18 protein-coding genes, 1 rRNA gene and 1 pseudogene are annotated in these 22,800 nt (G+C 72.1%); 11 read left to right on the top strand and 9 right to left on the bottom strand.

Annotation, left to right across the window (positions count from 1 at the left end; all coding sequences use genetic code 11):
• Positions 1-68: ribosomal RNA gene (gene rrf / locus ACWCWD_RS18290) — 5S ribosomal RNA — on the top strand; the annotation flags it as partial.
• A gap of 161 nt (positions 69-229) precedes the next feature.
• Here rrf and ACWCWD_RS18295 read toward each other — a convergent pair.
• Genes ACWCWD_RS18295 through ACWCWD_RS18315 form a run of 5 tightly spaced genes read right to left on the bottom strand, consistent with a single transcriptional unit; the run spans position 230 to position 5,989 of the window.
• Positions 230-1,543: a DUF58 domain-containing protein gene (locus tag ACWCWD_RS18295; protein WP_450773837.1), complete on the bottom strand. Its 1,314-nt coding sequence runs from the start codon at positions 1,541-1,543 to the stop codon at positions 230-232.
• Between the two features lie 10 nt (positions 1,544-1,553).
• On the bottom strand, positions 1,554-2,555 hold the full coding sequence (locus tag ACWCWD_RS18300; protein ID WP_450773838.1) for an AAA family ATPase: 1,002 nt from the start codon (positions 2,553-2,555) through the stop codon (positions 1,554-1,556).
• Positions 2,552-3,931, bottom strand: coding sequence for a DUF4350 domain-containing protein (locus tag ACWCWD_RS18305; RefSeq protein ID WP_450773839.1), 1,380 nt, complete (start codon positions 3,929-3,931; stop codon positions 2,552-2,554). The genes ACWCWD_RS18300 and ACWCWD_RS18305 overlap by 4 nt, the downstream gene beginning before the upstream one ends.
• Positions 3,928-4,626 (bottom strand): DUF4129 domain-containing protein, encoded by a 699-nt coding sequence (locus ACWCWD_RS18310; RefSeq protein ID WP_450773840.1) that lies wholly within the window; start codon positions 4,624-4,626, stop codon positions 3,928-3,930. The genes ACWCWD_RS18305 and ACWCWD_RS18310 overlap by 4 nt, the downstream gene beginning before the upstream one ends.
• 4 nt (positions 4,627-4,630) lie before the next feature.
• On the bottom strand, positions 4,631-5,989 hold the full coding sequence (locus tag ACWCWD_RS18315) for a hypothetical protein (protein ID WP_450773841.1): 1,359 nt from the start codon (positions 5,987-5,989) through the stop codon (positions 4,631-4,633).
• A gap of 137 nt (positions 5,990-6,126) precedes the next feature.
• On the opposite strand from ACWCWD_RS18315, the gene mtnA reads away from it, so the two are divergent.
• The 7 genes from mtnA to ACWCWD_RS18350 all read left to right on the top strand — a co-directional run bounded on the left by mtnA (position 6,127) and on the right by ACWCWD_RS18350 (position 14,722).
• The gene (mtnA, locus tag ACWCWD_RS18320; protein ID WP_450773842.1) at positions 6,127-7,272 is read left to right on the top strand and encodes an S-methyl-5-thioribose-1-phosphate isomerase; all 1,146 of its coding nucleotides are present in this window, start codon (positions 6,127-6,129) and stop codon (positions 7,270-7,272) included.
• Positions 7,273-7,276: 4 nt separating this feature from the next.
• Positions 7,277-7,966, top strand: coding sequence for a two-component system response regulator MtrA (gene mtrA / locus ACWCWD_RS18325; protein WP_450773843.1), 690 nt, complete (start codon positions 7,277-7,279; stop codon positions 7,964-7,966).
• A gap of 1 nt (position 7,967) precedes the next feature.
• Positions 7,968-10,043 (top strand): MtrAB system histidine kinase MtrB, encoded by a 2,076-nt coding sequence (gene mtrB / locus ACWCWD_RS18330; protein ID WP_450773844.1) that lies wholly within the window; start codon positions 7,968-7,970, stop codon positions 10,041-10,043.
• Positions 10,044-10,161: 118 nt separating this feature from the next.
• Positions 10,162-11,931 carry an LpqB family beta-propeller domain-containing protein gene (locus ACWCWD_RS18335; RefSeq protein ID WP_450774008.1) on the top strand — a complete coding sequence of 590 codons (1,770 nt, stop codon included), beginning with the start codon at positions 10,162-10,164 and terminating at the stop codon, positions 11,929-11,931.
• A gap of 113 nt (positions 11,932-12,044) precedes the next feature.
• A complete protein-coding gene (locus ACWCWD_RS18340) occupies positions 12,045-12,764 on the top strand; it encodes a ComF family protein (RefSeq protein ID WP_450773845.1) in 720 nt (239 codons plus the stop codon).
• 329 nt (positions 12,765-13,093) lie between these two features.
• Entirely contained in the window at positions 13,094-13,783 is a 690-nt protein-coding gene (gene hpf / locus ACWCWD_RS18345) for a ribosome hibernation-promoting factor, HPF/YfiA family (protein WP_390962278.1), read from the top strand.
• A 183-nt stretch (positions 13,784-13,966) separates the two neighbouring features.
• The gene (locus ACWCWD_RS18350) at positions 13,967-14,722 is read left to right on the top strand and encodes a response regulator (protein WP_450773846.1); all 756 of its coding nucleotides are present in this window, start codon (positions 13,967-13,969) and stop codon (positions 14,720-14,722) included.
• Between the two features lie 77 nt (positions 14,723-14,799).
• Here the strand turns inward: ACWCWD_RS18350 and ACWCWD_RS18355 are convergent, their stop codons facing one another.
• Both ACWCWD_RS18355 and ACWCWD_RS18360 read right to left on the bottom strand, forming a co-directional pair.
• Positions 14,800-15,996 (bottom strand): winged helix-turn-helix domain-containing protein, encoded by a 1,197-nt coding sequence (locus ACWCWD_RS18355; RefSeq protein WP_450773847.1) that lies wholly within the window; start codon positions 15,994-15,996, stop codon positions 14,800-14,802.
• A 400-nt stretch (positions 15,997-16,396) separates the two neighbouring features.
• Positions 16,397-16,885, bottom strand: a pseudogene (locus ACWCWD_RS18360) (GNAT family N-acetyltransferase); the annotation flags it as partial.
• 239 nt (positions 16,886-17,124) lie between these two features.
• On the opposite strand from ACWCWD_RS18360, the gene secA reads away from it, so the two are divergent.
• Positions 17,125-19,941 (top strand): preprotein translocase subunit SecA, encoded by a 2,817-nt coding sequence (secA, locus tag ACWCWD_RS18365; protein ID WP_450773848.1) that lies wholly within the window; start codon positions 17,125-17,127, stop codon positions 19,939-19,941.
• Positions 19,942-20,096: 155 nt separating this feature from the next.
• Here secA and ACWCWD_RS18370 read toward each other — a convergent pair whose 3' ends face one another.
• The gene (locus ACWCWD_RS18370; protein ID WP_450773849.1) at positions 20,097-20,588 is read right to left on the bottom strand and encodes an Rv3235 family protein; all 492 of its coding nucleotides are present in this window, start codon (positions 20,586-20,588) and stop codon (positions 20,097-20,099) included.
• A gap of 275 nt (positions 20,589-20,863) precedes the next feature.
• Between ACWCWD_RS18370 and ACWCWD_RS18375 the strand changes: the two genes are divergently transcribed.
• Positions 20,864-21,370, top strand: coding sequence for a DUF6912 family protein (locus tag ACWCWD_RS18375; protein WP_386889722.1), 507 nt, complete (start codon positions 20,864-20,866; stop codon positions 21,368-21,370).
• 76 nt (positions 21,371-21,446) lie between these two features.
• Positions 21,447-22,118: an HAD family hydrolase gene (locus ACWCWD_RS18380; RefSeq protein WP_450773850.1), complete on the top strand. Its 672-nt coding sequence runs from the start codon at positions 21,447-21,449 to the stop codon at positions 22,116-22,118.
• Between the two features lie 47 nt (positions 22,119-22,165).
• Here ACWCWD_RS18380 and ACWCWD_RS18385 read toward each other — a convergent pair whose 3' ends face one another.
• On the bottom strand, positions 22,166-22,732 hold the full coding sequence (locus ACWCWD_RS18385) for a DJ-1/PfpI family protein (protein ID WP_450773851.1): 567 nt from the start codon (positions 22,730-22,732) through the stop codon (positions 22,166-22,168).
• Positions 22,733-22,800: the final 68 nt, after the last annotated feature.

A 22,800-nucleotide genomic window follows, 5' to 3' on the forward strand; every position in this document is an offset into this window, starting at 1 on the left:
AAGCTAAGCCTTTCAGCGCCGATGGTACTGCAGGGGGGACCCTGTGGGAGAGTAGGACGCCGCCGAACAATTTTTCCGGGAGACCCCCGTGCCTTTGGGCACGGGGGTTTTCTGCGTTCCGGGGCCATTTCACTAATACCGGCTCTCGCTCTGGATCTCCGCCCTGTTCTCTGCTTTCCGCTGCCGGCACCTGCCGAGGCGGGAAGACTGAGAACAGGGCGGAGCGCGTTCAGAGCCGGCCGGCCGCCTTGAGCGACAGATAGGCGTCGGCCAGCGCCGGTGCCAGGGTTTCCGGGAGCGCGTCGACCACGACGGCTCCGTGGTGCCGTATCCGTTCCGCGACGTGCAGGCGCTGGGCCTGGGCGCGGGTGGCGGCTGCTGCCTCGTAGATCGCCTCCGCCGAGCCCCTTCTGCGGGACATCTCCTCGACGCGGGGATCGGCCACGGCCGCCACGATCACGGTGTGGCGCCTGGTGAGCTGCGGGAGGACCGTCAGCAGGCCCTCCTCGGCGGGGGCGCCGTCCAGAGTGGTCAGCAGCACGATCAACGAGCGCTGCGGAGCTGCGGCGAGAGCGGCGGTGCTCATGCCGCGGGTGTCCGTCTCGACCAGCTCGGGCTCCAGCGTCGCCATGGCGTCCACCACGCGCGCCAGCACCTCTCCGGTGGCCGTGCGGCCACGGACCTGAGCCCTCACCCGCCGGTCGTGGGCAAGCAGGTTCACCTGGTCCCCTGCCCGCCCGGCGAGAGCGGTGAGGAGGAGGGCGGCATCCATCGCGGCATCGAGCCGCGGGATGTCACCGACCCGCCCGGCCGCAGTACGGCCGGTGTCGAGGACGATCAGGATGTGCCGGTCCCGTTCGGGGCGCCAGGTGCGGACGGCCACCGACGACTGCCGCGCCGTGGCCCGCCAGTCGATGGACCGGGTGTCGTCACCCGGCACGTACGGCCGGAGGCTGTCGAACTCGGTTCCCTCGCCACGGCTCAGTGCGCTCGTGCGCCCGTCGAGCTCGCGGAGTCGCGCGAGACGGGAGGGCAGGTGCTTGCGGCTGGTGAACGGCGGGAGTACCCGGACGTTCCACGGCACCCTGTGGTAGCCCTGACGCGCCACCAGACCCAGCGGGCCCAACGACCGGACTGTCACTCGATCGGGGACACGATCCCCCCGTCGGGTCGGCCGGAGCAGCGTGGTGAGCCGTCGTGCCTCGCCGGCGGCGACGGAGAGCGTGTGGCGGGACGCGCCGGACTCCGCGGCCGAGGCTCCACTGCTCGGAGACCAGGCGTCGCGAAGCTCGGCACGCAGGCGACGGCGGGAGCTGTTGGTCACGGTGAGTTGCACCGAGGCGCCGTCACCAAGTCGAACAGATGTATCACCGGATCGGGTGAAACGTAGGCTTCGCACTGGTGCTGCCAGGGCGTAGTCGCACAGAATGGCTAGCGAGAGGGGGGCATTCACCGCGAGCATCCCGGCCCAGCTGGGGCCCAGGATACCTACAGGGAGTGACCCCGCAGCGGCAAGGAGAGCAGCTCTTCCGGTGAGGGCCATGGTCACCGCCTCATCGGGGGACAGGCACGAGGGCGAGGACCGCCGTGATGACGGCGTCCGGGGTGACGCCCTCCATCTCGGCCTCGGGCCGCAGATGGATGCGATGACGGAGTGCGGGCAGAGCGAGGGCCTTCACATCGTCGGGGATGACGTAGTCCCTGCCGGTGAGCCAGGCCCACGCACGGGCGGCGGAGAGCAGCGCGGTGGCGCCGCGGGGGGAGACACCGAGGTCGAGCGAGGGGGATTCGCGGGTGGCACGGCAGAGGTCGACGACATAACCGGCGACCTCGGGGGAGACCGAGGTCATGGCGACAGCGGCTCGGGCGGCCTCCAGGTCGGCCGGACCGGCGACGGGAGATATGCCCGCCGCCTTCAGGTCACGCGGGTTGAAGCCCTCGACGTGACGGGTGAGGACGTTGATCTCTTCCTCCCGGGAGGGGAGAGGCACCGTCAGCTTCAGGAGGAAGCGGTCCAGTTGGGCCTCGGGGAGGGGGTACGTGCCCTCGTACTCCACCGGGTTCTGGGTGGCGACGACGAGAAAGGGATCGGGGAGGGGGCGAGGGGTTCCGTCGACGCTGACCTGTCGCTCCTCCATGGCTTCAAGGAGCGAGGACTGGGTCTTGGGGGGCGTGCGGTTGATCTCGTCGGCGATCAGCAGGTTGGTGAAGACCGGACCTGCCTGGAAGGAGAACTCGGCGGTGCGTGCGTCGTAGACGAGAGACCCGGTGACGTCACTGGGCATCAGGTCGGGGGTGAACTGGACGCGCTTGGTGTCGAGTTCGAGGGAGGCGGCCAGGGCGCGGACGAGCAACGTCTTGGCCACGCCGGGGACGCCCTCCAGCAGGACGTGCCCCCGGCAGAGCAGGGCGACGACGAGTCCGGTGACGGCCGGGTCCTGACCGACGACGGCCTTGGCGATCTCGGAGCGCAGGGCTTCGAGTGATGCGCGGGCTTCGTCGGAGTTCCTGGGATCCGCGGAGGTCTCAGGAATCGCCGGGGTCGGGGCGCTCATGACGTGCGTACCTCTCTTTCGAGGGCGTCGAGTTGGTCGGCCAGGCGTATCAGTGCGGTGTCGTCGGCCGGAGTCGGGCCGAAGAGCAGGGCATCGAGGTCGCCGTCGGCGGGGAGCCGGGCGGAGAGTGCGGGGACGAGTACGTCCGGGGATTGCGCGTCGCGGGGACGGACACCCACGAGTGGGGCGAGGCGGGTACGAGCCGCTTCGCGGAGCAGGGCGGCGGCACGGTCGCGTGCGCCGGCCTTCCGGTAGAGGCGGGCGTGACCCTCCGTCGCTTCGGAGGCGTGGACGGCGACCGGCAGGTTCTCGGTCACCAGCGGACCGAACCTGCGTCCGCGCCAGAGAGCCGCGAGCACGGCGGCGACGGCGAGTTGGAGCGTGCCCCACAACCAGCCGGAGGGGATCAGGTCGAAGAAATCGGGCTGGTCGTCCCCGGAGGCGCCGTCCTCGGTCTCGTGGTCCTGGCCGGAGCCGCTGCCGGTGCGGTGGTCCTGCCCGGAGCCACCACCGGCCCGGTGGTCCTTGTCGGTATCACGGTCATCGTTCGTGCCCCGGCCGCCCTCGGTGGCGGAAGGGTCGGAGAGAGAAGGGAGGTACCAGACGAGATGAGCACGGGAGCCGAGGAGTTGCAGGGCCAGCGAGGCGTTGCCCTCGTGGGCGAGGTGCTGGTTGACCAGGAGGTCGGGGGAGCCGAGCAGGACGGTCTCACCGTTCTGCCGCGGGACGACGAGGAGAGGGGTGAGGTCGTGGGCCGGGTAGCAGCCGAGGGCTCCGGGTGCGTCCGTCGTGTAGGTGACTCCGCCCAGGTCGGCCGTGCCCGCGCGGCGGGCGGCAGGGTACGGACAAGCGGCGGCGCGGGTGGTCACCCTGACGGTGGGTCCGACGTCCACGCCGGGGGCGAGTACGCGGACGGACGGCTCTCCCGGGGCGATCAGGACGGTACGGCCGCCGGAGCCGGCGGTGGCGTCGGACAGGCGCTCCTGTTGGAACCGGGTGAGCAGGTCCGGGGCGGCGACCAGGAGCGTGGTGTCGGGTCCTGCCGCGGAGACGGCGCCGTCGAGTGTGGTGACCACGTCGACGGTGACACCGCGGTGCCCGAGGAGTTCCGCCAGGGCTCTGCTGCCCTCCGGGTCGGCCGAGCGGGGGTCGAGCGTCCCATGGTGGCTGCCGGGCTGCAGAGCCGCGATGGTGATGCCGCCGATGACCAGGACGAGCACGGCCAGCAGGAAGCCGCGGGCGCGCTTCCACAGCTGTGCGGGGGTCGCGGCCAGGGACGTGGAGCCCGGGGCCGGACGCGTACCCGCAGGAGCGGCGCCCGTGCCCGGGGCGGCACCGACGGGGCCGGGGGCGGCGGTCTGCGTGGACCCGGTCATCCGGCGGCTCCCGTCGTGATGGCGGCGGCGGGCCGCGTCGCTTCGAGGTCGCCGTCGAGGGTGCGGACGGTCAAGTACGCGGTCTCGTCCGCCGTACGGCCGCCGTACGTGAGGGCGTCGAAGGTGCGGGCCGCGGCGCGCAGCCTGGACGCGTGGTCCGACAGCCGGAGTCCGGCCTCTTCCGCCGCTTCGTCGGCCGTGCGGCCGGGGCGGGGATCGAGCAGCGCGCGTTCCTCCAGGGATCGGACGATCGCCCGGGTGCGTTCCTGGACCGCCTCGGTCCAGCGGAGAGCGGCCGCGTGCCTCTCGGCAGCGGTGCGGTGCTCGGCGGCGCCGAGCGGTCCGCTCTCCCGGAACAGGGGCTTGGCCGAGCCGGCCGCTCGTTTCGGTGTGCCCAGCCGCCACCAGAGGGCGGCGGCCAGGCCGACGCCCAGGAGGACCAGCACGAGGACGCCCAGCGGCCCCCCGGGCACGATGCCGGCGGCCGAGTCGAAGAGCCCGCCGATCCAGTCCCAGAAGGAGTTGAAGGCTCGTCGCAGCAGGCCGGGGTCGCCCTCGTGGTACATCCCCTTGGACAGTTCGGTCTCCGCCGCCTCCCGTGCGGGAACCCGTGGGGTGTCCACGGGTATGTCTCCGAATCTCGGACCGGCCCACACCTGTGGCCCCGATGTGGTGGTGCCCCCCGCACCCGTCATGCCATCAGCCTCCGGTGGTCGTGTATCCGGGGAGCCCGGCGGCACGGCCGAGTTCCAGGTCGAGAGCCTCGCGGCGGATGCGCTGGTCGACGTAGAGCAGCGAGATCACACCGGAGACGAAGGGGTACGTCAGCATCGAGACGAGCACGTTGCCGATGCTGGACACGAGGAGGAAGGGCCAGCCGGTCGGGGTCGGGTCGTTGCTGAAGAGGGAACTGGCCGCGCCTCCGTCGACGGTGATCCCGATCAGCAGGAAGGGGATGGCGATGACCGTGGACACGACGGCCACGCAGAGGGAAGTGAGGGCCAGGATGCCGAAGATCCGCCACCAGGCTCCTCGGACCAGCTTCGCGGAACGGCGGAGGGCCTGGGCCACCGACTGACGCTCCAGCACCAGGGCCGGGGCCGCGAGGCAGGAGACGATCATCAGCCAGAGGGACACCCCGAAGGCGACGAGGCACCCGAGCCCGAGGAGGGCGGCGCCCTCCGCGGAACCGACGAGCAGCCCCGGCGCCGCGCCCACGGCCATGATCGCCACGATGGCCACCGCGAGCAGCAGCGCCAGCCCCACCACCCCCAGGATCCGGGGCCGGACCTCCGCCCGGACCTCGGCCGAGGTGGCGGTGCGGCCCAGCACCGAGCGGCTGACGACCACGCCGAGCACCGAGGCGGTGAAGAGGAAGGCGGCCATGCTGAGGACCGCGCTCGGTGCGCTCGTGATGAGCAGGGACCGCATCGCGTCGAAGGACTGGCGGAGGGCCTCGGTGTCGGAGGCATCCGGATCGATCGTGACCGGCTCGGGGAGGAGGAAGCGCTCGACCAGGACGGAGACGATCTGCACGAAGACGGCGACCACCAGGCTGACTCCCAGGGCGGTACGCCAGTGGGCGCGCATGGCCGAGACCGACCCGTCGAGCATCTCACCGACGCTCAGCGGACGGAGCGGGACGACACCCGGCTTGGGTGCCACCGGAGCCTGGCCCCAGTTCTGAGCTCCGCCCCAGCCCGAGTGCGGCTGAGGCGTCGGGCGACCCCAGCCCGGGTATCCACCGGGATTCTGGTTGCCGCCCCAGCCCGGTGCCGGCGGAGGAGCCCCCGGCCCCGGTGCGGGCGAGGCCGGGGCGGACCACTGGCCGGGCGGCGGCTGGGCGGCGGACCACTGGCCCGCCGCGCCGTCACCGCCGGCCGGGCCGCCGTTCGCGCCGTCCCTGTCCGTGGAGTTCCCGTCCGTGGAGTTCCCGCTCGTCGGCCGGGAGCCGGTGGGTGGTTCGGAGTCGACGGGTCCGGAGGGGCGGGGTACGCCTGCGCCCTGCTCGTCGGAGGGGGCGGATCCGGGCGGGGCCCAGCCCGGAGAGTCGTTCATTCTGGCTCCTTCACCGTCCTGACCGCGCATCGGGGCGGCAGGTTGGCAGCCATCGTGCCACGCGGGGCAGAAGTGCGTTCGAGGTGCTTCTGGTTGGCACCTTCATATGTGGGCCTCCCAGCGGGCAGACTGGGCGGATGGCTGATCTGGACGCGCAATCGCCGGTGGGCATCGAGCCCTCCGCGCTTCCCGTACTCCGCTGGGACGACCCGCCCGAAGGCCCCGTCCTGGTCCTGCTCGACCAGACCCGGCTCCCCGCCGAGGAGGTCGAGCTGGTCTGCACCGACGCACCCGCGCTGGTGCGGGCGATCCAGACGCTGGCGGTGCGCGGGGCAGCGCTGCTGGGCATCGCCGGGGCATACGGCGTCGCCCTCGCGGCGGTCCGCGGATACGACGTGGACGAGGCCGCGGAGTTGCTGGCCACGGCGCGGCCCACCGCGGTGAACCTCGCGTACGGGGTCCGGCGCGCGGTCCGTGCCCACGCGGCGGCCCTCGCGGACGGGGCGACGCCCGAACGGGCCGCCGCCGCGGCGCTCGCCGAGGCGCGTGCCCTGCACCGCGAGGACGCCGAGGCTTCCGGCCGCATGGCCCGGTACGGCCTGTCCCTCCTGGACGAGCTGCTGCCGGCCGGAGGTCACCGCCTGCTGACCCACTGCAACACGGGGGCGCTGGTCTCCGGCGGCGAGGGGACGGCGTTCGCCGTCGCGCTCGCGGCGCACCGGCAGGGCAGGCTGCGCCGGCTGTGGGTGGACGAGACGCGTCCGCTGCTCCAGGGTTCCCGGCTCACCGCCTACGAGGCCGCCCGGCACGGGATGGCGTACCAGCTGCTCACGGACAACGCGGCGGGGTCGCTCTTCGCCGCGGGGCACGTCGACGCGGTACTGATCGGCGCGGACCGCATCGCCGCGGACGGCTCCGTCGCGAACAAGGTGGGGAGCTACCCGCTCGCGGTGCTCGCGCGGTACCACCACGTGCCGTTCGTCGTGGTGGCACCGACCACCACGGTGGATCGGTCCACCCCGGACGGTGCGTCGATCGTCGTCGAGCGGCGTTCCGGCCGCGAGGTGACGGAGCTCACATTGCCCCGGTCGGCGTCGCGTGCGGGAGAGCGGGGCGGACTGGCCGTGGCACCGCTGGGAACCCCGGTGTACAACCCGGCGTTCGACATCACGCCGCCGGAACTGATCACGGCGATCGTCACGGAGGAGGGCGTCATTTCGCCGGTCACGAGGGCCGGACTGGCCGAGCTGTGTGCCAGGTCATCGCAGATAACGATTAGCTAATGGGATGATGTCGATTATGAAGGGACGCGTCCTTGTCGTCGACGACGACACCGCACTGGCCGAGATGCTCGGCATCGTGTTGCGTGGAGAAGGTTTTGAACCGTCGTTCGTAGCGGACGGCGACAAGGCACTTGCTGCCTTTCGGGAGGCGAAGCCGGACCTGGTGCTGCTCGACCTCATGCTGCCCGGACGGGACGGCATCGAGGTCTGCAGGCTCATCAGGGCCGAGTCCGGCGTGCCGATCGTGATGCTCACCGCGAAGAGTGACACCGTCGACGTGGTGGTGGGCCTGGAGTCCGGGGCCGACGACTACATCGTGAAGCCGTTCAAGCCCAAGGAGTTGGTGGCCAGGATCAGGGCACGCCTGCGGAGGTTGGAGGAGCCGGCGCCCGAGCAGCTGACCATCGGTGACCTGGTCATCGACGTGGCCGGGCACTCGGTGAAGCGGGAGGGGCAGTCCATCGCGCTGACCCCCCTGGAGTTCGACCTGCTGGTCGCGCTCGCCCGTAAGCCGTGGCAGGTCTTCACCCGTGAGGTCCTGCTGGAGCAGGTGTGGGGTTACCGGCACGCAGCGGACACCCGACTGGTGAACGTGCACGTCCAGCGGCTCCGTTCCAAGGTCGAGAAGGACCCGGAGCGGCCCGAGATCGTCGTCACCGTGCGTGGCGTCGGCTACAAGGCCGGACCCAGCTGACATGACCCGAGGCAGCGCTGCTCCTGGCCCCGGGGAGCCCGGAGCCCCCGAGGAGCGGGCTGCCGGACCGGGGCGCTCCGGCCTTCTCCGGGGCGGCCGGTTGTTCACCGACCGGACGCCCGGAGGCCCGTTCCCGCGCCTTCTGCTGCGCTGGGTGCGGCGTCCGCTGCTGCCCGCCGTGCGGGTGTGGCGCCGCAATCTCCAGCTGCGGGTCGTCGCGGGCACCCTGCTGATGTCGCTCGGAGTCGTGCTGCTGCTCGGCTTCGTCGTCATCGGGCAGGTACGCAACGGTCTGCTCGACGCCAAGGGCAAAGCCGCCCAGACCCAGGCCGCCGGCGGGTTCGCCGCGGCCCAGGCGAAGGCGAACGAGCCCCTCACGCCGGGTCGCGAGGAGGGCTCCGACGGCATGTCGGCCAACACCTCCTGGCGGACCGACCTCGTCGACCAGCTGGCCAGCGGCGGCGCCAACGCCTTCAACGTGGTGGCGCTCAGCCCGGACTCCGTGAGCCGGGGCACCGCCAGCCGGGCGCCGCGCGGTTCGGGGAGCGTGGAGGCGTCGAGCGTCCCGGACCGCCTGCGCGAGTCGGTCGACAAGGGCCCGGGCGCGTTCCAGACGTACTCGCTGATCCGGTACTCCTACGGCAAGTCCCAGCCCGGGCTCGTCGTGGGCAAGCGGCTCTACGACATCGACCACAACCCCTACGAGCTGTACTACCTCTTCCCGCTCACGCAGGAGGAGAAGTCCCTGGCACTCGTCAAGACGACGCTCGCCACCGCCGGTCTCTTCGTCGTGGTCCTCCTCTGCGCCATCGCCTGGTTCGTGGTGCGCCAGGTCGTCACCCCGGTACGGATGGCGGCCGGTATCGCCGAGCGGCTTTCGGCGGGGCGGCTCCAGGAGCGGATGAAGGTCACCGGCGAGGACGACATCGCGCGGCTCGGTGAGGCCTTCAACAAGATGGCCCAGAACCTCCAGCTGAAGATCCAGCAGCTGGAGGAGCTGTCCCGGATGCAGCGCCGCTTCGTCTCCGACGTCTCGCACGAACTGCGCACCCCGCTCACCACCGTGCGGATGGCGGCCGACGTCATCCACGAGGCGCGGGTGGACTTCGACCCGATAACCGGCCGCGCCGCCGAACTGCTCGGCGATCAGCTCGACCGGTTCGAGTCCCTCCTCTCCGACCTGCTGGAGATCAGCCGGTTCGACGCGGGGGCGGCGGCGCTGGACGCCGAGCCGATCGACCTGCGGTCCGTCGTCCGCCGGGTGATCGGCGGCGCCGAACCCCTGGCGGAGCGGAAGGGCACCCGCATCCGGGTGGTCGGCGACGAACTGCCGGTCGTGGCGGAGGCGGACCCCCGGCGGGTCGAGCGCGTCCTGCGCAACCTTGTCGTCAACGCCGTCGAGCACGGCGAGGGCCGGGACGTCGTGGTGCGGATGGGCGCGGCCCAGGGCGCCGTCGCCGTCGCGGTGCGCGACTACGGTGTCGGGCTGAAGCCCGGCGAGGCGACGCGCGTCTTCAACCGGTTCTGGCGGGCCGACCCGGCCCGCGCCCGTACGACCGGGGGCACCGGGCTCGGGCTCTCCATCGCCGTGGAGGACGCCCGGCTGCACGGCGGCTGGCTCCAGGCGTGGGGCGAGCCCGGTGGCGGCTCGCAGTTCCGGCTCACCCTTCCCCGTACGGCGGACGAGCCGCTGCGCGGATCCCCGATACCCCTGGAGCCCGAGGACTCGCGGCGCAACGTCGCGGACCGCGAACGCTCCGGTGCCGGGGATGCGGCCGCCGACGCCAACGCCGACGGCCGGCACCGCGTGATGGCCGTGCCCCACCAGCCCAGCTCCTCCGACCGCGCCGCGCTGCCCGCCTCTGCCCGGCCGGGTGCCTCGCGGCAGGCCCCCGCCTCGGTCCACCCGGCGGCGCTGCCCGGCAGCGGTGCGCGGGTGGTGGCCCGCCCGGGTTCCGCTCCCCCCGCCCCCGCACCACAGATCCCCGAGCAGAGTCGGGAGAAGTTTCCCGGGCAGGCCCGGGAGCAGATCCAGGACAGGCTCCCGGACCAGGAGGACACCCGACGTGGGTTCTGACCGTCGTAGGGACGGCCGCCGCAGAGCCGGGCGGGCCAGGGACGGCCGCCGCCGCAGAGCCGGGCGGGCGACCGCGGTGCTCGGCCTCGGCATCCTGCTGCTGGCCGGCTGCGGGTCGATGCCCGTCGTCGGGGACGTCAAGCCCGTCGACGCCTCCCAGGCCGGTGACGCCCAGGTGCAGGTCTACGCCGTACCGCCGCGCGACGGGGCGGAGCCGGGCGAGGTGGTCGACGGGTTCCTGGAGTCGATGACGAGTGACGACCCCTCGTTCCGGACGACCCGCACCTATCTGACGCAGGACGCGGCGCGCACCTGGCGCCCCGCCGCCGGCACCACCGTGCTCGCCAAGGCCCCGAACCGCAACGCCCCCGCCCCGCAGGGCGCGGAGCACGACGCGACGGAAACCACGTACACCCTCAGCGGCCAGAAGGTGGCGGAGGTCGACGCGCAGAGCTCGTACCAGCCGATCGCGCCGGCCGACTACGTGCAGAGCCTGCACCTGGTGCGGGAGAAGGACGCCGACGGCAAGCAGGAGTGGCGGATCGGCTCGGTGCCGGACGGTCTCGTGCTGGGCCAGTCCGACTTCAAGCGGCTCTACCGTTCCGTCAACACCTACTACTTCGCGGCCGGTACGGCGGGCGGCCCCGCCGCTCTGGTCGCCGACCCCGTCTACGTACGCAACCGGACCGATCCGGTGACGCGGATGGACGCCACCACGCAGACCATCCGGACCCTCCTCGACGGGCCGACCGACTGGCTGCGGCCCGTCGTCGATTCCAGCTTCCCCGCCGGTACGAGGCTGCAGAAGGGCGTCACCTCGCTGGCGCCCGACGACCAGAACGTCCTCAAGGTGCCGCTCAACAAGGAGGCCGCCCACGCCACCCGGAGCGCCTGCCGGAGGATGGCTGCCCAGGTGCTCTTCACCCTGCGGGACCTGACGTCCGCCCGGGTCGAGCAGGTCGAGCTGGAGAACGGGCGGAAGGTGCTCTGCTCGCTGGGTGCCGAGGAGACGACCGGGTTCACCCCGGACCGGGGCTCCGGAGCCCCCGTCGGCCAGTACTTCGTCGACGAGGGGAAGGTGCAGCGGATTCCCGGTTCGACCAAGGGCAGCGGCGACCCCATACCCGTGACCGGCCCGCTCGGCGAGGGCACCCGGCCGATGAGCGCGGTCGGTGTCTCCCGCGACGAGCAGAAGGCCGCCGCGGTGACGACGGACCGGTCGCGGCTGTACGTGGCGTCCATCGTCGAAGAGGGCGAACTGCCCGCGGAGGCCCCGGTCGTCAGCCACGCGGCGTCCGCCGACGACCGTCTGTCGGCACCGAGCTGGGACGGCCGGGGCGACCTCTGGGTCGCCGACCGCGACCCGGACCAACCCCGGCTGCTCAGACTGGCCGACGGCGAGGGCGCCCCGCAGGAGGTCGCCGTACCGGGCCTCGGCGGGGAGCGGATCGAAGCGCTCCGGATGTCCGCCGACGGCGTGCGGATCGCCTTGCTCGTGGGGGATGAGGGCCACCGGACGCTGAAGATCGGCCGGGTCGAGAGGGTCGGCTCCGGGGACACGCAGCAGGTGTCCGTGCAGGACCTGCGCCAGGCCGCGCCGCAGCTCACCGACGTCACCGCGGTCTCCTGGTCCGGACGCGGCCGGCTGGTCGTGGTCGGCAAGGAGGAGGGCGGGGTCCAGCAGGTCCGGTACGTGCAGGCGGACGGGTCCACCTCGTCCTCCGAGGTGCTGCCCGGTGTCAACCAGGTCGAGTCGATCGCCGCGGCCGACGACGAACTCCTGCCGCTGATGGCGGACACCATGAGCGACGGCATCGTGAAGCTGTCGCCCGGCGACAACTGGCAGACCGTGCTGAAGAAGGGCACCTCGCTGGTCTACCCGGGCTGAGGCGACGGTGTCCGGCCGCGTTGTCCACAGCTGCGTTGCCCACAGCGGTCATGTCCGCGGCGCCGTTGTCCACAGGGGTGGCGGGGCCGTGGGGCGGCGGGCAGGGTGGTGCTGTGCGGGAATGGTGGCGGGAGTTCGCCGGACTGGTCCTGCCGGTGGCCTGCGGGGGCTGCGGCAGGCCGCGTACGGAGCTGTGCGCCGCCTGCGGCGACGCGCTGGGCGGCCGGGAGCCGTGCCGGGTGCGGCCCTCGCCCGAGCCGCCCGGGCTTCCGGTGGTGCACGCCGCCGCTCCGTACGAGAACGCCGTGCGCGCCCTTCTGCTGGCCCACAAGGAGCGCGGCGCCCTGGTGCTCGCGAGGCCGCTCGGCGACGCCCTCGCGGCCGCCGTACGGGCCGGGCCGGGGTGGTCCGGGCAGGACGGGCCCGTGCTGCTCGTGCCCGTACCGTCCGCCCGCCGTGCCACCGCCGCGCGCGGGCACGATCCGGTACGGCGCCTCGCCCGCGCGGCGACGGCCGCGCTGCGGCGCTCGGGCACCCCGGCGCGGGTCCTCCCCGTACTGCGGCAGCGGCGCCGGGTCGCCGACCAGGCGGGGCTCCGGGCGGCCGAGCGGCGGGCCAACCTCGCGGGTGCGCTGGAGGCCGTCCCCGGCTCGGAACGGCTCCTCGCGGGCGGCCGGGTGGTGCTGGTGGACGACCTGCTGACGACCGGGGCGACGCTGGCGGAGGCGGCCCGCGCGGTCGGTCCGGCACTGCTCGGGACAGGCGGGTTCCCGCATCCCTCGGCAGCTGTGGTCGCAGCTTCTCCGTCTGCTTTCGGAATAAACCGGAACTGACAGAAATGTTTCATCTCCGCAGGTCGTGGAAGGGCAAAGGGACCTGAACGGAGGTACGCGTGAGTAGCGGGTGCCGAGAAGGCGGTCGGCACGCTATGTTCGGTGGTGAGGAATGGTGAATCCCAGGCCTCGACGAATGCACCACCAGGTTTCGGGCAGGCCGACAACCGGAGTTCAGCTGTCGGAAGATCGGTGGGATGGTGAACCCGCCGGTGGGCAGGAGGAGGTGGAAGGTCACCGAGTCCGAGGCTCCGGAATACCACTGGAGCCTGGTGCAAAAGGGAGGCGCTCCGCCACCGTTGCGGAGCGATCCGGGAACGGAGTTCTGCGTGGACATCGTCGTCAAGGGCCGCAAGACCGAGGTGCCCGAGCGGTTCCGCAAGCACGTGGCCGAGAAGCTGAAGCTGGACAAGATCCAGAAGTTCGACGGCAAGGTGATCAGCCTCGACGTGGAGGTGTCCAAGGAGCCGAACCCCCGTCAGGCCGACCGTTCCGACCGGGTGGAGATCACGCTCCGCTCGCGCGGTCCGGTGATCCGGGCGGAAGCGGCTGCGGGCGACGCGTACGCGGCGCTGGACCTGGCCACGGGCAAGCTGGAGGCCCGGCTGCGCAAGCAGCACGACAAGCGCTACAGCCGCCGCGGCAACGGCCGTCTGTCGGCCGCCGAGGTCGGCGACGTGGTGCCGGGCACGGCAGCGTTCGACGAGGACGGTGAACTGGTCAACGACCAGGCGGTCCAGGAAGTACCCACCACGAAGTTCGGTTCGCTGGAGGTACAGGGCGAAGGCCCGCTGGTGATGCGCGAGAAGACGCACGTGGCGGCTCCGATGCTGCTCGACCAGGCGCTCTACGAGATGGAACTGGTCGGCCACGACTTCTACTTGTTCGTCGACGCGGAGACCAAGGAACCCAGCGTCGTCTACCGGCGGCACGCCTACGACTACGGTGTCATCCACCTGAGGACCGACCCCCTCGCGGCCGACGAAGCCGGTGGCGCGGGCGGCGCGCTCGGCGGCTGACGAACCGTTTTCGCGGTGCCCCTGGAGTGCGTGCGCGCCCCCGGGGGCACCGGCGTGCGACCACGGGACCTCCGTTCCGGCGGCCGGGCATGAAAGCATGGTCCCCCGAGCCAATCGGTATGCGGTGCAGTGCCGTTGGCGACCGTGTGTGATTGCAGGCCGTGGCCTTCAGGGGGAGGAACGATGGCGGACACCTTCGGGCCCGTGCGCGACACGAATGTTTCCGGAGAAGCTGCCCGTACCCGAGCCGGCGTGGACGAGGACGCCTCGTCCCGCAAGGAGCCCATCCGGGTCCTGGTGGTCGACGACCACGCGCTCTTCCGCAGAGGGCTGGAGATCGTTCTCCAGCAGGAGGAGGACATCCAGGTCGTCGGCGAGGCGGGGGACGGTGCGGAGGCCGTCGACAAGGCGGCGGACCTGCTGCCCGACATCGTGCTGATGGACGTACGGATGCCCAAGCGCGGTGGCATCGAGGCGTGCACCGCCATCAAGGAGGTGGCCCCCAGCGCGAAGATCATCATGCTGACGATCAGCGACGAGGAGGCGGACCTCTACGACGCGATCAAAGCCGGTGCCACGGGATATCTGCTCAAGGAGATCTCCACCGACGAGGTGTCCACGGCGATCCGGGCCGTCGCCGACGGGCAGTCCCAGATCAGCCCGTCGATGGCGTCGAAACTCCTCACCGAGTTCAAATCGATGATCCAGCGCACCGACGACCGGCGGCTTCTCCCCGCGCCCCGGCTCACCGACCGCGAACTCGAAGTCCTGAAACTCGTGGCCACCGGCAAGAACAACCGTGACATCGCGAAGCAGTTGTTCATTTCCGAGAACACCGTGAAGAACCACGTCCGCAATATCCTGGAGAAACTCCAGCTCCACTCCCGGATGGAAGCCGTGGTCTATGCCATGCGGGAGAAGATCCTGGAGATCAGGTGACTCCCCTCAGGACTGTCTCCCAAGGGTTGCGGGACAACCCTTAGTCCCCGGCGGGTGCCCTTCGCGCCGCGGACCCGTCAACGGCGCGCGGCGGAGAACGCCGCCCCGAGCGCCCCGGCCAGCGGCTCCCGCAGCCCCGGGGTGTCCACCCGCTCCAGCCGTACGTCGGTGCAGCCGACCCAGGAGGCCGCCTCCACGAGCGCCTCGGCCATCGGCGCCACCGCCTTGGGGTTCGCCAGGGACACCTGGCGGGCGACCAGCGTGCTGCCCTCGCGCGCCGGGTCGACGCGGCCCTGGAGCCGCCCGCCGGCCAGCAGGGGCATGGCGAAATAGCCGTGCACCCGCTTGGGCTTCGGGGTGTACGCCTCCAGCCGGTGGGTGAACCCGAAGATCCGCTCGGTGCGCGCGCGTTCCCAGATCAGGGAGTCGAACGGCGACAGCAGCGTCGTACGATGGCGCCCGCGCGGTTCGGTGGCCAGCGCCTCCGGATCGGCCCAGGCGGGCTTCCCCCAGCCCTCCACCGACACCGGTACGAGCCCGGAGCCGGCCACCACGGCGTCGAAGTCCTCGGCCTTCAGCCGGTGGTAGTCCGCGAGGTCGGAGCGGGTGCCGACACCCAGCGAGCGGCCGGCCAGCGCGACGAGCCGGCGCCGGCACTCCTCGTCGCTCAGGTCGTCGTGGAGGAAGCGGTCGGGGATCGCCCGCTCGGCGAGGTCGTAGACCCGCTTCCAGCCACGGCGCTCGGTGCAGACGACCTCGCCGTACATCAGGGCGCGCTCGACCGCGACCTTCGTCGCTGACCAGTCCCACCACTCGCCGCCGTTCTTCGCGCCGCCGAGCTGGGTCGCGGTGAGCGGCCCCTCGGCGCGCAGCTGCGCGATCACGGTGTCGTACGTGCCGGCGGGCAGCTCGTGGTGCCACTGCGGGCGGCCGCGGTAGGCGCGGCGGCGGAACGCGAAGTGCGGCCACTCCTCGACGGGCAGCACGCACGCGGCATGCGACCAGTACTCGAAGGCGCGGCCCCCGGACCAGTACGCCTCCTCCACCGCCTTGCGGCCGATCCCGCCGAGCCGGGCGTACGGAACCAGCTCGTGGGACCGGGCCAGCACGGAGATGGTGTCGAGCTGGACGGCCCCGAGATGGCGCAGCACCCCGGGCACCCCGGCGCGGCGGTCGGGCGCCCCCAGGAACCCCTGGGCGCGCAGCGCGATCCGGCGGGCCTGATCGGCGGAGAGTTCGACCACGGGGGGCTGCACGGGAGGCTCGGACGTCATGGAGGCACCTTAAAGGGCACCACCGACAGTCGTCGGGGGTACGGACGAGGGCCCTCGGGCCGGGGCCGGCCGGGCAGGCGGGCCGGGCCCCGCTTCAGCCCGGCGGCGGCAGATACGCGGCGGACCCCGGCGGACGCGCCCCCGTCACCGGCAGCCCGGAGCCGGTGAGCCGGAGGCCGAGGCGGGAGGGGATCCGCCCGGGGCCGGACGGATCCGGGAGCCCCAGATCGGCCGGGTAGAGCGAGGCGCTCCAGAGGCTCCGGCGCCCGTCCCCGGCGGCAGCCGCCGCGCCGCCCGCACCGGCCGCCGCACCGCCCGCACCGGCCGCACTGGCCGCTGCGGCCGTCCCACCGTCCGCCCCGCCGACCGTCGTCGCGACCGCCCCGCCGGTCGTCGCCGCGGCCCCACCGCCGGCCGCCTCGGGCCGCTGCCCGTCGTCCAGCCGGAAACCGGCGCGCAGGGCGACCGCCCGGGAGGCCACGTTGCCCGCCTCGGCCCACCACTCCAGCCGGACCGCCCCCAGCACGGAGAACGCCCAGTGCGCCGAGCGGACCACCGCCTCCGTCCCGTACCCCTGTCCGCGGTGCTCCCGGGCGAGCCAGTAGCCGACCTCGTACGTGCCGGGGCCCGGCCGCCGGACGAGGCCGAGGGCGCCCGCCAGCGTGCCGTACCGGTCGACCAGCGCGAAGTGGTAGCCGGAGTCGTCCCGCCAGCCGGCCGGGGCGAGGGTGCTCGTGAAGAGTTCCGCGTCGGAGCGCGAATACGGCGAGGGGATCTCCGTCCAGCGGAGGATCTCCGGGTCCTGGCAGGCGAGATGCACCGCGTCCGTGTCCCCGGGGGTGAAGGGACGGAGCAGCAGACGTCGGGAGGTGAGGGTGATCGGCTCCATGGGCGCATTCTGGTGACCCCGGAGCCGCGCCGGGAGCACTTTCCGGGCTTCCCGGCACCTTCCAGGCTCTTCGGCCGTTGTCCTGGAAGGCGCGGTGAGGTCCACCCAGGGGCAGCCCTCCCGGCGCGGCGGTGTCCTCGCTTACGATGGCCGTTGCGGTGGGGCCCACCTGCCGTGCCCGCGCCAGAGTCCGTCAAACGACCCAGTGCCAGGCCCGACCGGCAAGGAGACCAGCCTCAGTGTCCGTCTTCAACAAGCTCATGCGTGCAGGCGAAGGCAAGATCCTGCGCAAACTGCACCGCATCGCGGACCAGGTCAGCTCCATCGAAGAGGACTTCGTCAACCTCTCCGACGCCGAGCTGCGGGCGCTCACCGACGAGTACAAGACACGGTACGCGGACGGCGAGAGCCTGGACGACCTGCTCCCCGAGGCGTTCGCCACCGTCCGTGAGGCCGCGAAGCGCGTCCTCGGCCAGCGCCACTACGACGTCCAGATGATGGGCGGCGCCGCCCTGCACCTCGGGTACGTCGCCGAGATGAAGACCGGTGAGGGCAAGACCCTCGTCGGCACCCTGCCCGCGTACCTCAACGCGATCTCCGGCAAGGGCGTCCACCTGATCACGGTCAACGACTACCTGGCCGAGCGCGACTCCGAGCTGATGGGCCGCGTCCACAAGTTCCTCGGTCTGACCGTCGGCTGCATCGTCGCGAACATGACCCCGGCGCAGCGTCGTGAGCAGTACGCCTGCGACATCACGTACGGCACGAACAACGAGTTCGGCTTCGACTACCTCCGCGACAACATGGCGTGGTCGCAGGACGAACTCGTGCAGCGCGGCCACAACTTCGCCGTGGTCGACGAGGTCGACTCGATCCTCGTCGACGAGGCGCGTACCCCGCTGATCATCTCCGGCCCGGCCGACCAGGCCACCAAGTGGTACGGCGACTTCGCCAAGCTGGTCACCCGGCTCACCAAGGGCGAGGCGGGCAACCAGCTCAAGGGCATCGAGGAGACCGGCGACTACGAGGTCGACGAGAAGAAGCGGACCGTGGCCATCCACGAGTCCGGCGTCGCCAAGGTCGAGGACTGGCTCGGGATCGACAACCTCTACGAGTCGGTCAACACGCCTCTCGTCGGGTACCTCAACAACGCCATCAAGGCGAAGGAACTCTTCAAGAAGGACAAGGACTACGTCGTCATCGACGGCGAAGTCATGATCGTCGACGAGCACACCGGCCGTATCCTCGCCGGCCGCCGCTACAACGAGGGCATGCACCAGGCGATCGAGGCGAAGGAAGGGGTGGACATCAAGGACGAGAACCAGACCCTCGCCACGATCACCCTGCAGAACTTCTTCCGCCTCTACAGCAAGCTCTCCGGCATGACCGGTACGGCGATGACCGAGGCCGCCGAGTTCCACCAGATCTACAAGCTGGGCGTCGTGCCGATCCCGACGAACCGGCCGATGGTCCGCCTCGACCAGTCCGACCTCATCTACCGCACCGAGGTGGCCAAGTTCGCCGCCGTCGTCGACGACATCGCGGAGAAGCACGAGAAGGGGCAGCCGATCCTGGTCGGCACCACCTCGGTCGAGAAGTCCGAGTACCTCTCGCAGCAGCTCTCCAAGCGCGGTGTCCAGCACGAGGTGCTCAACGCCAAGCAGCACGACCGTGAGGCGACCATCGTCGCCCAGGCCGGCCGCAAGGGCGCCGTCACCGTTGCGACGAACATGGCCGGCCGAGGCACCGACATCAAGCTCGGCGGCAACCCCGACGACCTCGCCGAGGCGGAGCTGCGCCAGCGCGGCCTCGACCCGGTCGAGCACGTCGAGGAGTGGGCGGCCGCCCTGCCCGCCGCGCTGGAGAAGGCCGAGCTGGCCGTCAAGGCGGAGTTCGAGGAGGTCAAGGACCTCGGCGGGCTGTACGTCCTGGGCACCGAGCGCCACGAGTCGCGCCGTATCGACAACCAGCTGCGCGGCCGTTCCGGCCGACAGGGCGACCCGGGCGAGTCCCGTTTCTACCTCTCGCTGGGCGACGACCTGATGCGCCTGTTCAAGGCGCAGATGGTCGAGCGCGTCATGTCGATGGCGAACGTCCCCGACGACGTGCCGATCGAGAACAAGATGGTCACCCGCGCCATCGCCTCCGCCCAGTCCCAGGTCGAGCAGCAGAACTTCGAGACGCGTAAGAACGTCCTGAAGTACGACGAGGTGCTCAACCGCCAGCGCGAGGTCATCTACGGCGAGCGTCGTCGCGTCCTGGAGGGCGAGGACCTCCAGGACCAGATCCGTCACTTCATGGACGACACGATCGACGACTACATCCGCCAGGAGACCGCCGAGGGCTTCGCGGAGGAGTGGGACCTCGACCGGCTGTGGGGCGCCTTCCGGCAGCTCTACCCGGTGAAGGTCACCGTGGAGGAGCTGGAGGAAGCCGCCGGCGACCTCGCCGGTGTCACGGCGGACTTCATCGCCGAGTCCGTCAAGGACGACATCCACGAGCAGTACGAGGAGCGCGAGAAGTCGCTCGGCTCCGAGATCATGCGTGAGCTGGAGCGCCGCGTGGTCCTCTCGGTCCTCGACCGCAAGTGGCGCGAGCACCTCTACGAGATGGACTACCTCCAGGAGGGCATCGGCCTCCGTGCCATGGCGCAGAAGGACCCGCTGGTCGAGTACCAGCGCGAAGGGTTCGACATGTTCAACGCCATGATGGAGGGCATCAAGGAGGAGTCGGTCGGCTACCTCTTCAACCTTGAGGTCCAGGTCGAGCAGCAGGTCGAGGAAGTCCCGGTCAAGGACGACGCCGAGCAGCCCTCGCTCGCCAAGGAGGGCGCCGGTGTCGCGGCGGCCTCCCGGCCGGAGATCCGCGCCAAGGGCCTCGAAGCCCCGCAGCGCCCCGACCGCCTGCACTTCTCCGCCCCGACGGTGGACGGCGAAGGCGGCGTCGTGGAGGGCGAGTTCGCGGACAACGCCCCCGAGGGCGACGGCCTGACCCGCGCCGAGCGCCGCAAGGCGCAGAAGAGCGCGGGCGGCGGCGGGCGTCGCCGCAAGAAGTAGTACCCGCAAGAAGTAGTACCTGCGAGAAGCAGTCCGCGGCGGTCGAGGACCGCGCGGCGGGCGGTACGCAGCCGGCGGGGCCGGGATCTCCACGGAGGTTCCGGCCCCGCCGGTTTTCCGTACCCGGGCGCAACCGCGGGGACCGGGTGCCGGGTTCAGGCCGGCAGGCGTTCGCCGCCCAGCTCCACCGCGGCGCAGCGCCAGCGCAGATCGGCGCCCTGCTCCAGCCGGAACGCCATGGCGTGCACCCGGCCGCCGCCCGAGATGGACGCGAACGCCTCGACCACGCCGGTGGCCGGCTGCGCGCCGTAGCACCCGCGCAGTACGGGGCTGCTGCCCCAGTCGGCGCGCAGCGGGGCGCCCGGGGCGAGTTCGGCGAGCTGGTCGTACGCCTCGCCCACGGTGTGGCCGAGCATCCAGTGCACCGGGCGGCGCCCGCTGAGCACGGCGAGCAGCCGTTCGGCGAACCACTGGTGCGGGCGTACCGGGCCCCGCGCGGCGAGCGGGCTCCGCTGCGCCGGGACCGTCCCGGGGCGGCGCGGATCGCGGCGGCCGGCGGGCCTGCCGCCTCCCGGGCGGGTGGTCCCGCGCTGTTCCGCACGGGTGCGCCGATCCGCGCCCGACGTCCTGCTCCGGTCCGTGCTCATGGTGTCGCCCCCGTGTGAGGCCGCCCGGTCGAGCCGTGCGGCAGCGTTGCGTTGCGCATCTTCTACGGGGAGCCGCGCGAGGGCCGCAAGGGCTGTCGCGCCGTACGGGGCGTACGGCGCGGATCACCTATCCGGGTGAGCCGGCGGGCACCCGCCGGGCACCGGGCCGACGGCCGCGCCCCCGGGGCCGTACGTCCGTGGGTGCCCGCCCCGCCCCGAAGGGGGACCGCCGACGTATCCTGAGGGCGTCTGTCGACTACGAAAGCGGCCAAGCCATGCGCGTGTACGTCCCCCTGACCCTCTCCGGGCTCGCCGCGGCGCACGGGGCGGGCGAGCTGGGCCCCGGACCGCTGACCGCCTACGCCGTCACCCCCGGGCTGCGCGAATGGTACGTCTCCGACGACATCGAGGAGCTGGAGTACGCGGCGCTCAACCGGGCCGCCGCCGCCTCGCTCCGGCTGATCGCCGCCCTGCCCGGGGAGCCGCGCCGCCGGGTCGTCGTCGCGTTCGACGTACCGGACGGTGACGCCCTCGGCGACCCCGGCCAGGGGCCGGACGCCGCGTCGGTCGGCGAGGTCCGGATCGGCTCGGCGGTGCCGCTCGCCAAGGCGGCGGCCGTGCACGTGGACGCCGACGACGCCGAGAAGGACGTGACGGCCGCCGCCGCGGCCCTGGGCGCCGCCGATCTCGGCGACGACGACGCGCAGTTCACCGTGGACGGCGCCGAGGACCACGAGCTGCTCTGGTTCGGCGTGCAGGAGATCCCGCAGCTGCTCGGCTGAGAGCGGGCGGCGTTGGCCCCTCCGGTCGCCGGGTGACCTTCGACGGTTGTCGGACCCGCCGAGTACGGTCTTTCCCATGGCGAAGCACGACGAGAAGCGCACCCACCTGGTCTGGGACTGGAACGGCACCCTGCTGGACGACATCCACGCCGTCCTCGGGGCGACGAACACGGCCTTCGCCGAGGTGGGGCTCGCGCCGATCACGCTGGAGCAGTACCGCGCGACGTACTGCGTGCCCGTACCGCTCTTCTACGAGCGGCTGCTGGGCCGGATACCGGACGACGCCGAGTGGGAGCGGATGGACGTCCTCTTCCACGACGCCTACGCCGAGCTCCGCGCCGCCTGCCGCCTCACCGAAGGCGCCGCCGAGCTGCTCGCGGACTGGCAGGGGGACGGCCGCAGCCAGTCCCTGCTGAGCATGCACGGCCACGAGCAGCTGATACCCACCGTGCGTGACTACGGCATCGAGCCGCACTTCGTGCGGGTCGACGGACGCACCGGGCCCTCCGGCGGCAGCAAGACGCTCCACATGGAGCGCCACTTCGCCGCGCTCGGCACGGTCGCCCCCGAGCAGGCGGTGATCATCGGGGACGCGGTGGACGACGCCGTGGCCGCCGCGCACGTCGGTGCGCGGGCGGTGCTGTACACCGGGGGCTCGCACGACCGGGCCAGCCTGGAGGAGGCGGGGGTGCCGGTGGTGGACAGCCTCGCCGAAGCGGTGGCGCTGGCGGAGTCCATGGGGGTCTGAGACGGGCGCAACCCCGGGGCGGGCCCGCCCCGGGGTGAGCCGGGGCCTCAGGCCACCGGGGCCTTCGCGCGCAGCACCTTGAGGAACTCGCGCATCCACGCCGAGTGGTCGGGCCAGGCGCGCGAGGAGACCAGGGTGCCGTCGACCACCGCCTCGCTGTCCTGGAAGGCGGCGCCCGCCGTCCGCAGGTCCGGCTCCAGTGCCGGATAGGCGGTCACCTCGCGGCCGCCGAGGCTCCCCGTCGCGGCGGTGATCAGCGGGCCGTGGCAGATCTGCGCGACCGGCCGGGCGTCCTCGAAGAAGGCGGCGACGATCCTCCGCAGGTCGGCGTTGTTGCGGAGGTACTCCGGTGCCCGGCCGCCGGGGATCACCAGGGCGGCGTAGTCGCCGGGCACGACGTCGGCGAACGCCAGGTCGGCGGGCCAGGTGTAGCCGGGCTTCTCGGTGTAGGTGTCGAAACCGGGCTCGAAATCGTGGACCACGAAGCGGAGGGTCTTGCGTTCGGGGGCGGCGATGTCGACCTCGTACCCCTCCTCGCGCAGCCGCTGGTACGGGTAGAGGACTTCCAGCGACTCGGCCGCGTCGCCGGTGACGAGCAGGATCTTCGGTGCCATGGCGGGCCCCCAGGGTGGGTGGGTCGGCCGGGTGCGGGCATGCGGCCCGGCCTCGTACGGCGGGGACC

Source organism: Streptomyces sp. NPDC001493, assembly GCF_053597235.1.

Coding starts and splice junctions, on each gene's coding strand:
- ACWCWD_RS18355 (WP_450773847.1), bottom strand. CDS start 15,996: ATGACGTCCGAGCCTCCCGTGCAGCCCCCCGTGGTCGAACTCTCCGCC.
- ACWCWD_RS18385 (WP_450773851.1), bottom strand. CDS start 22,732: ATGGCACCGAAGATCCTGCTCGTCACCGGCGACGCGGCCGAGTCGCTG.
- ACWCWD_RS18315 (WP_450773841.1), bottom strand. CDS start 5,989: ATGAACGACTCTCCGGGCTGGGCCCCGCCCGGATCCGCCCCCTCCGAC.
- mtrB (WP_450773844.1), top strand. CDS start 7,968: ATGACCCGAGGCAGCGCTGCTCCTGGCCCCGGGGAGCCCGGAGCCCCC.
- ACWCWD_RS18375 (WP_386889722.1), top strand. CDS start 20,864: ATGCGCGTGTACGTCCCCCTGACCCTCTCCGGGCTCGCCGCGGCGCAC.
- ACWCWD_RS18350 (WP_450773846.1), top strand. CDS start 13,967: ATGGCGGACACCTTCGGGCCCGTGCGCGACACGAATGTTTCCGGAGAA.
- ACWCWD_RS18300 (WP_450773838.1), bottom strand. CDS start 2,555: ATGAGCGCCCCGACCCCGGCGATTCCTGAGACCTCCGCGGATCCCAGG.
- ACWCWD_RS18295 (WP_450773837.1), bottom strand. CDS start 1,543: ATGGCCCTCACCGGAAGAGCTGCTCTCCTTGCCGCTGCGGGGTCACTC.
- ACWCWD_RS18305 (WP_450773839.1), bottom strand. CDS start 3,931: ATGACCGGGTCCACGCAGACCGCCGCCCCCGGCCCCGTCGGTGCCGCC.
- mtrA (WP_450773843.1), top strand. CDS start 7,277: ATGATGTCGATTATGAAGGGACGCGTCCTTGTCGTCGACGACGACACC.
- mtnA (WP_450773842.1), top strand. CDS start 6,127: ATGGCTGATCTGGACGCGCAATCGCCGGTGGGCATCGAGCCCTCCGCG.
- ACWCWD_RS18335 (WP_450774008.1), top strand. CDS start 10,162: ATGCCCGTCGTCGGGGACGTCAAGCCCGTCGACGCCTCCCAGGCCGGT.
- ACWCWD_RS18380 (WP_450773850.1), top strand. CDS start 21,447: ATGGCGAAGCACGACGAGAAGCGCACCCACCTGGTCTGGGACTGGAAC.
- ACWCWD_RS18310 (WP_450773840.1), bottom strand. CDS start 4,626: ATGACGGGTGCGGGGGGCACCACCACATCGGGGCCACAGGTGTGGGCC.
- ACWCWD_RS18370 (WP_450773849.1), bottom strand. CDS start 20,588: ATGAGCACGGACCGGAGCAGGACGTCGGGCGCGGATCGGCGCACCCGT.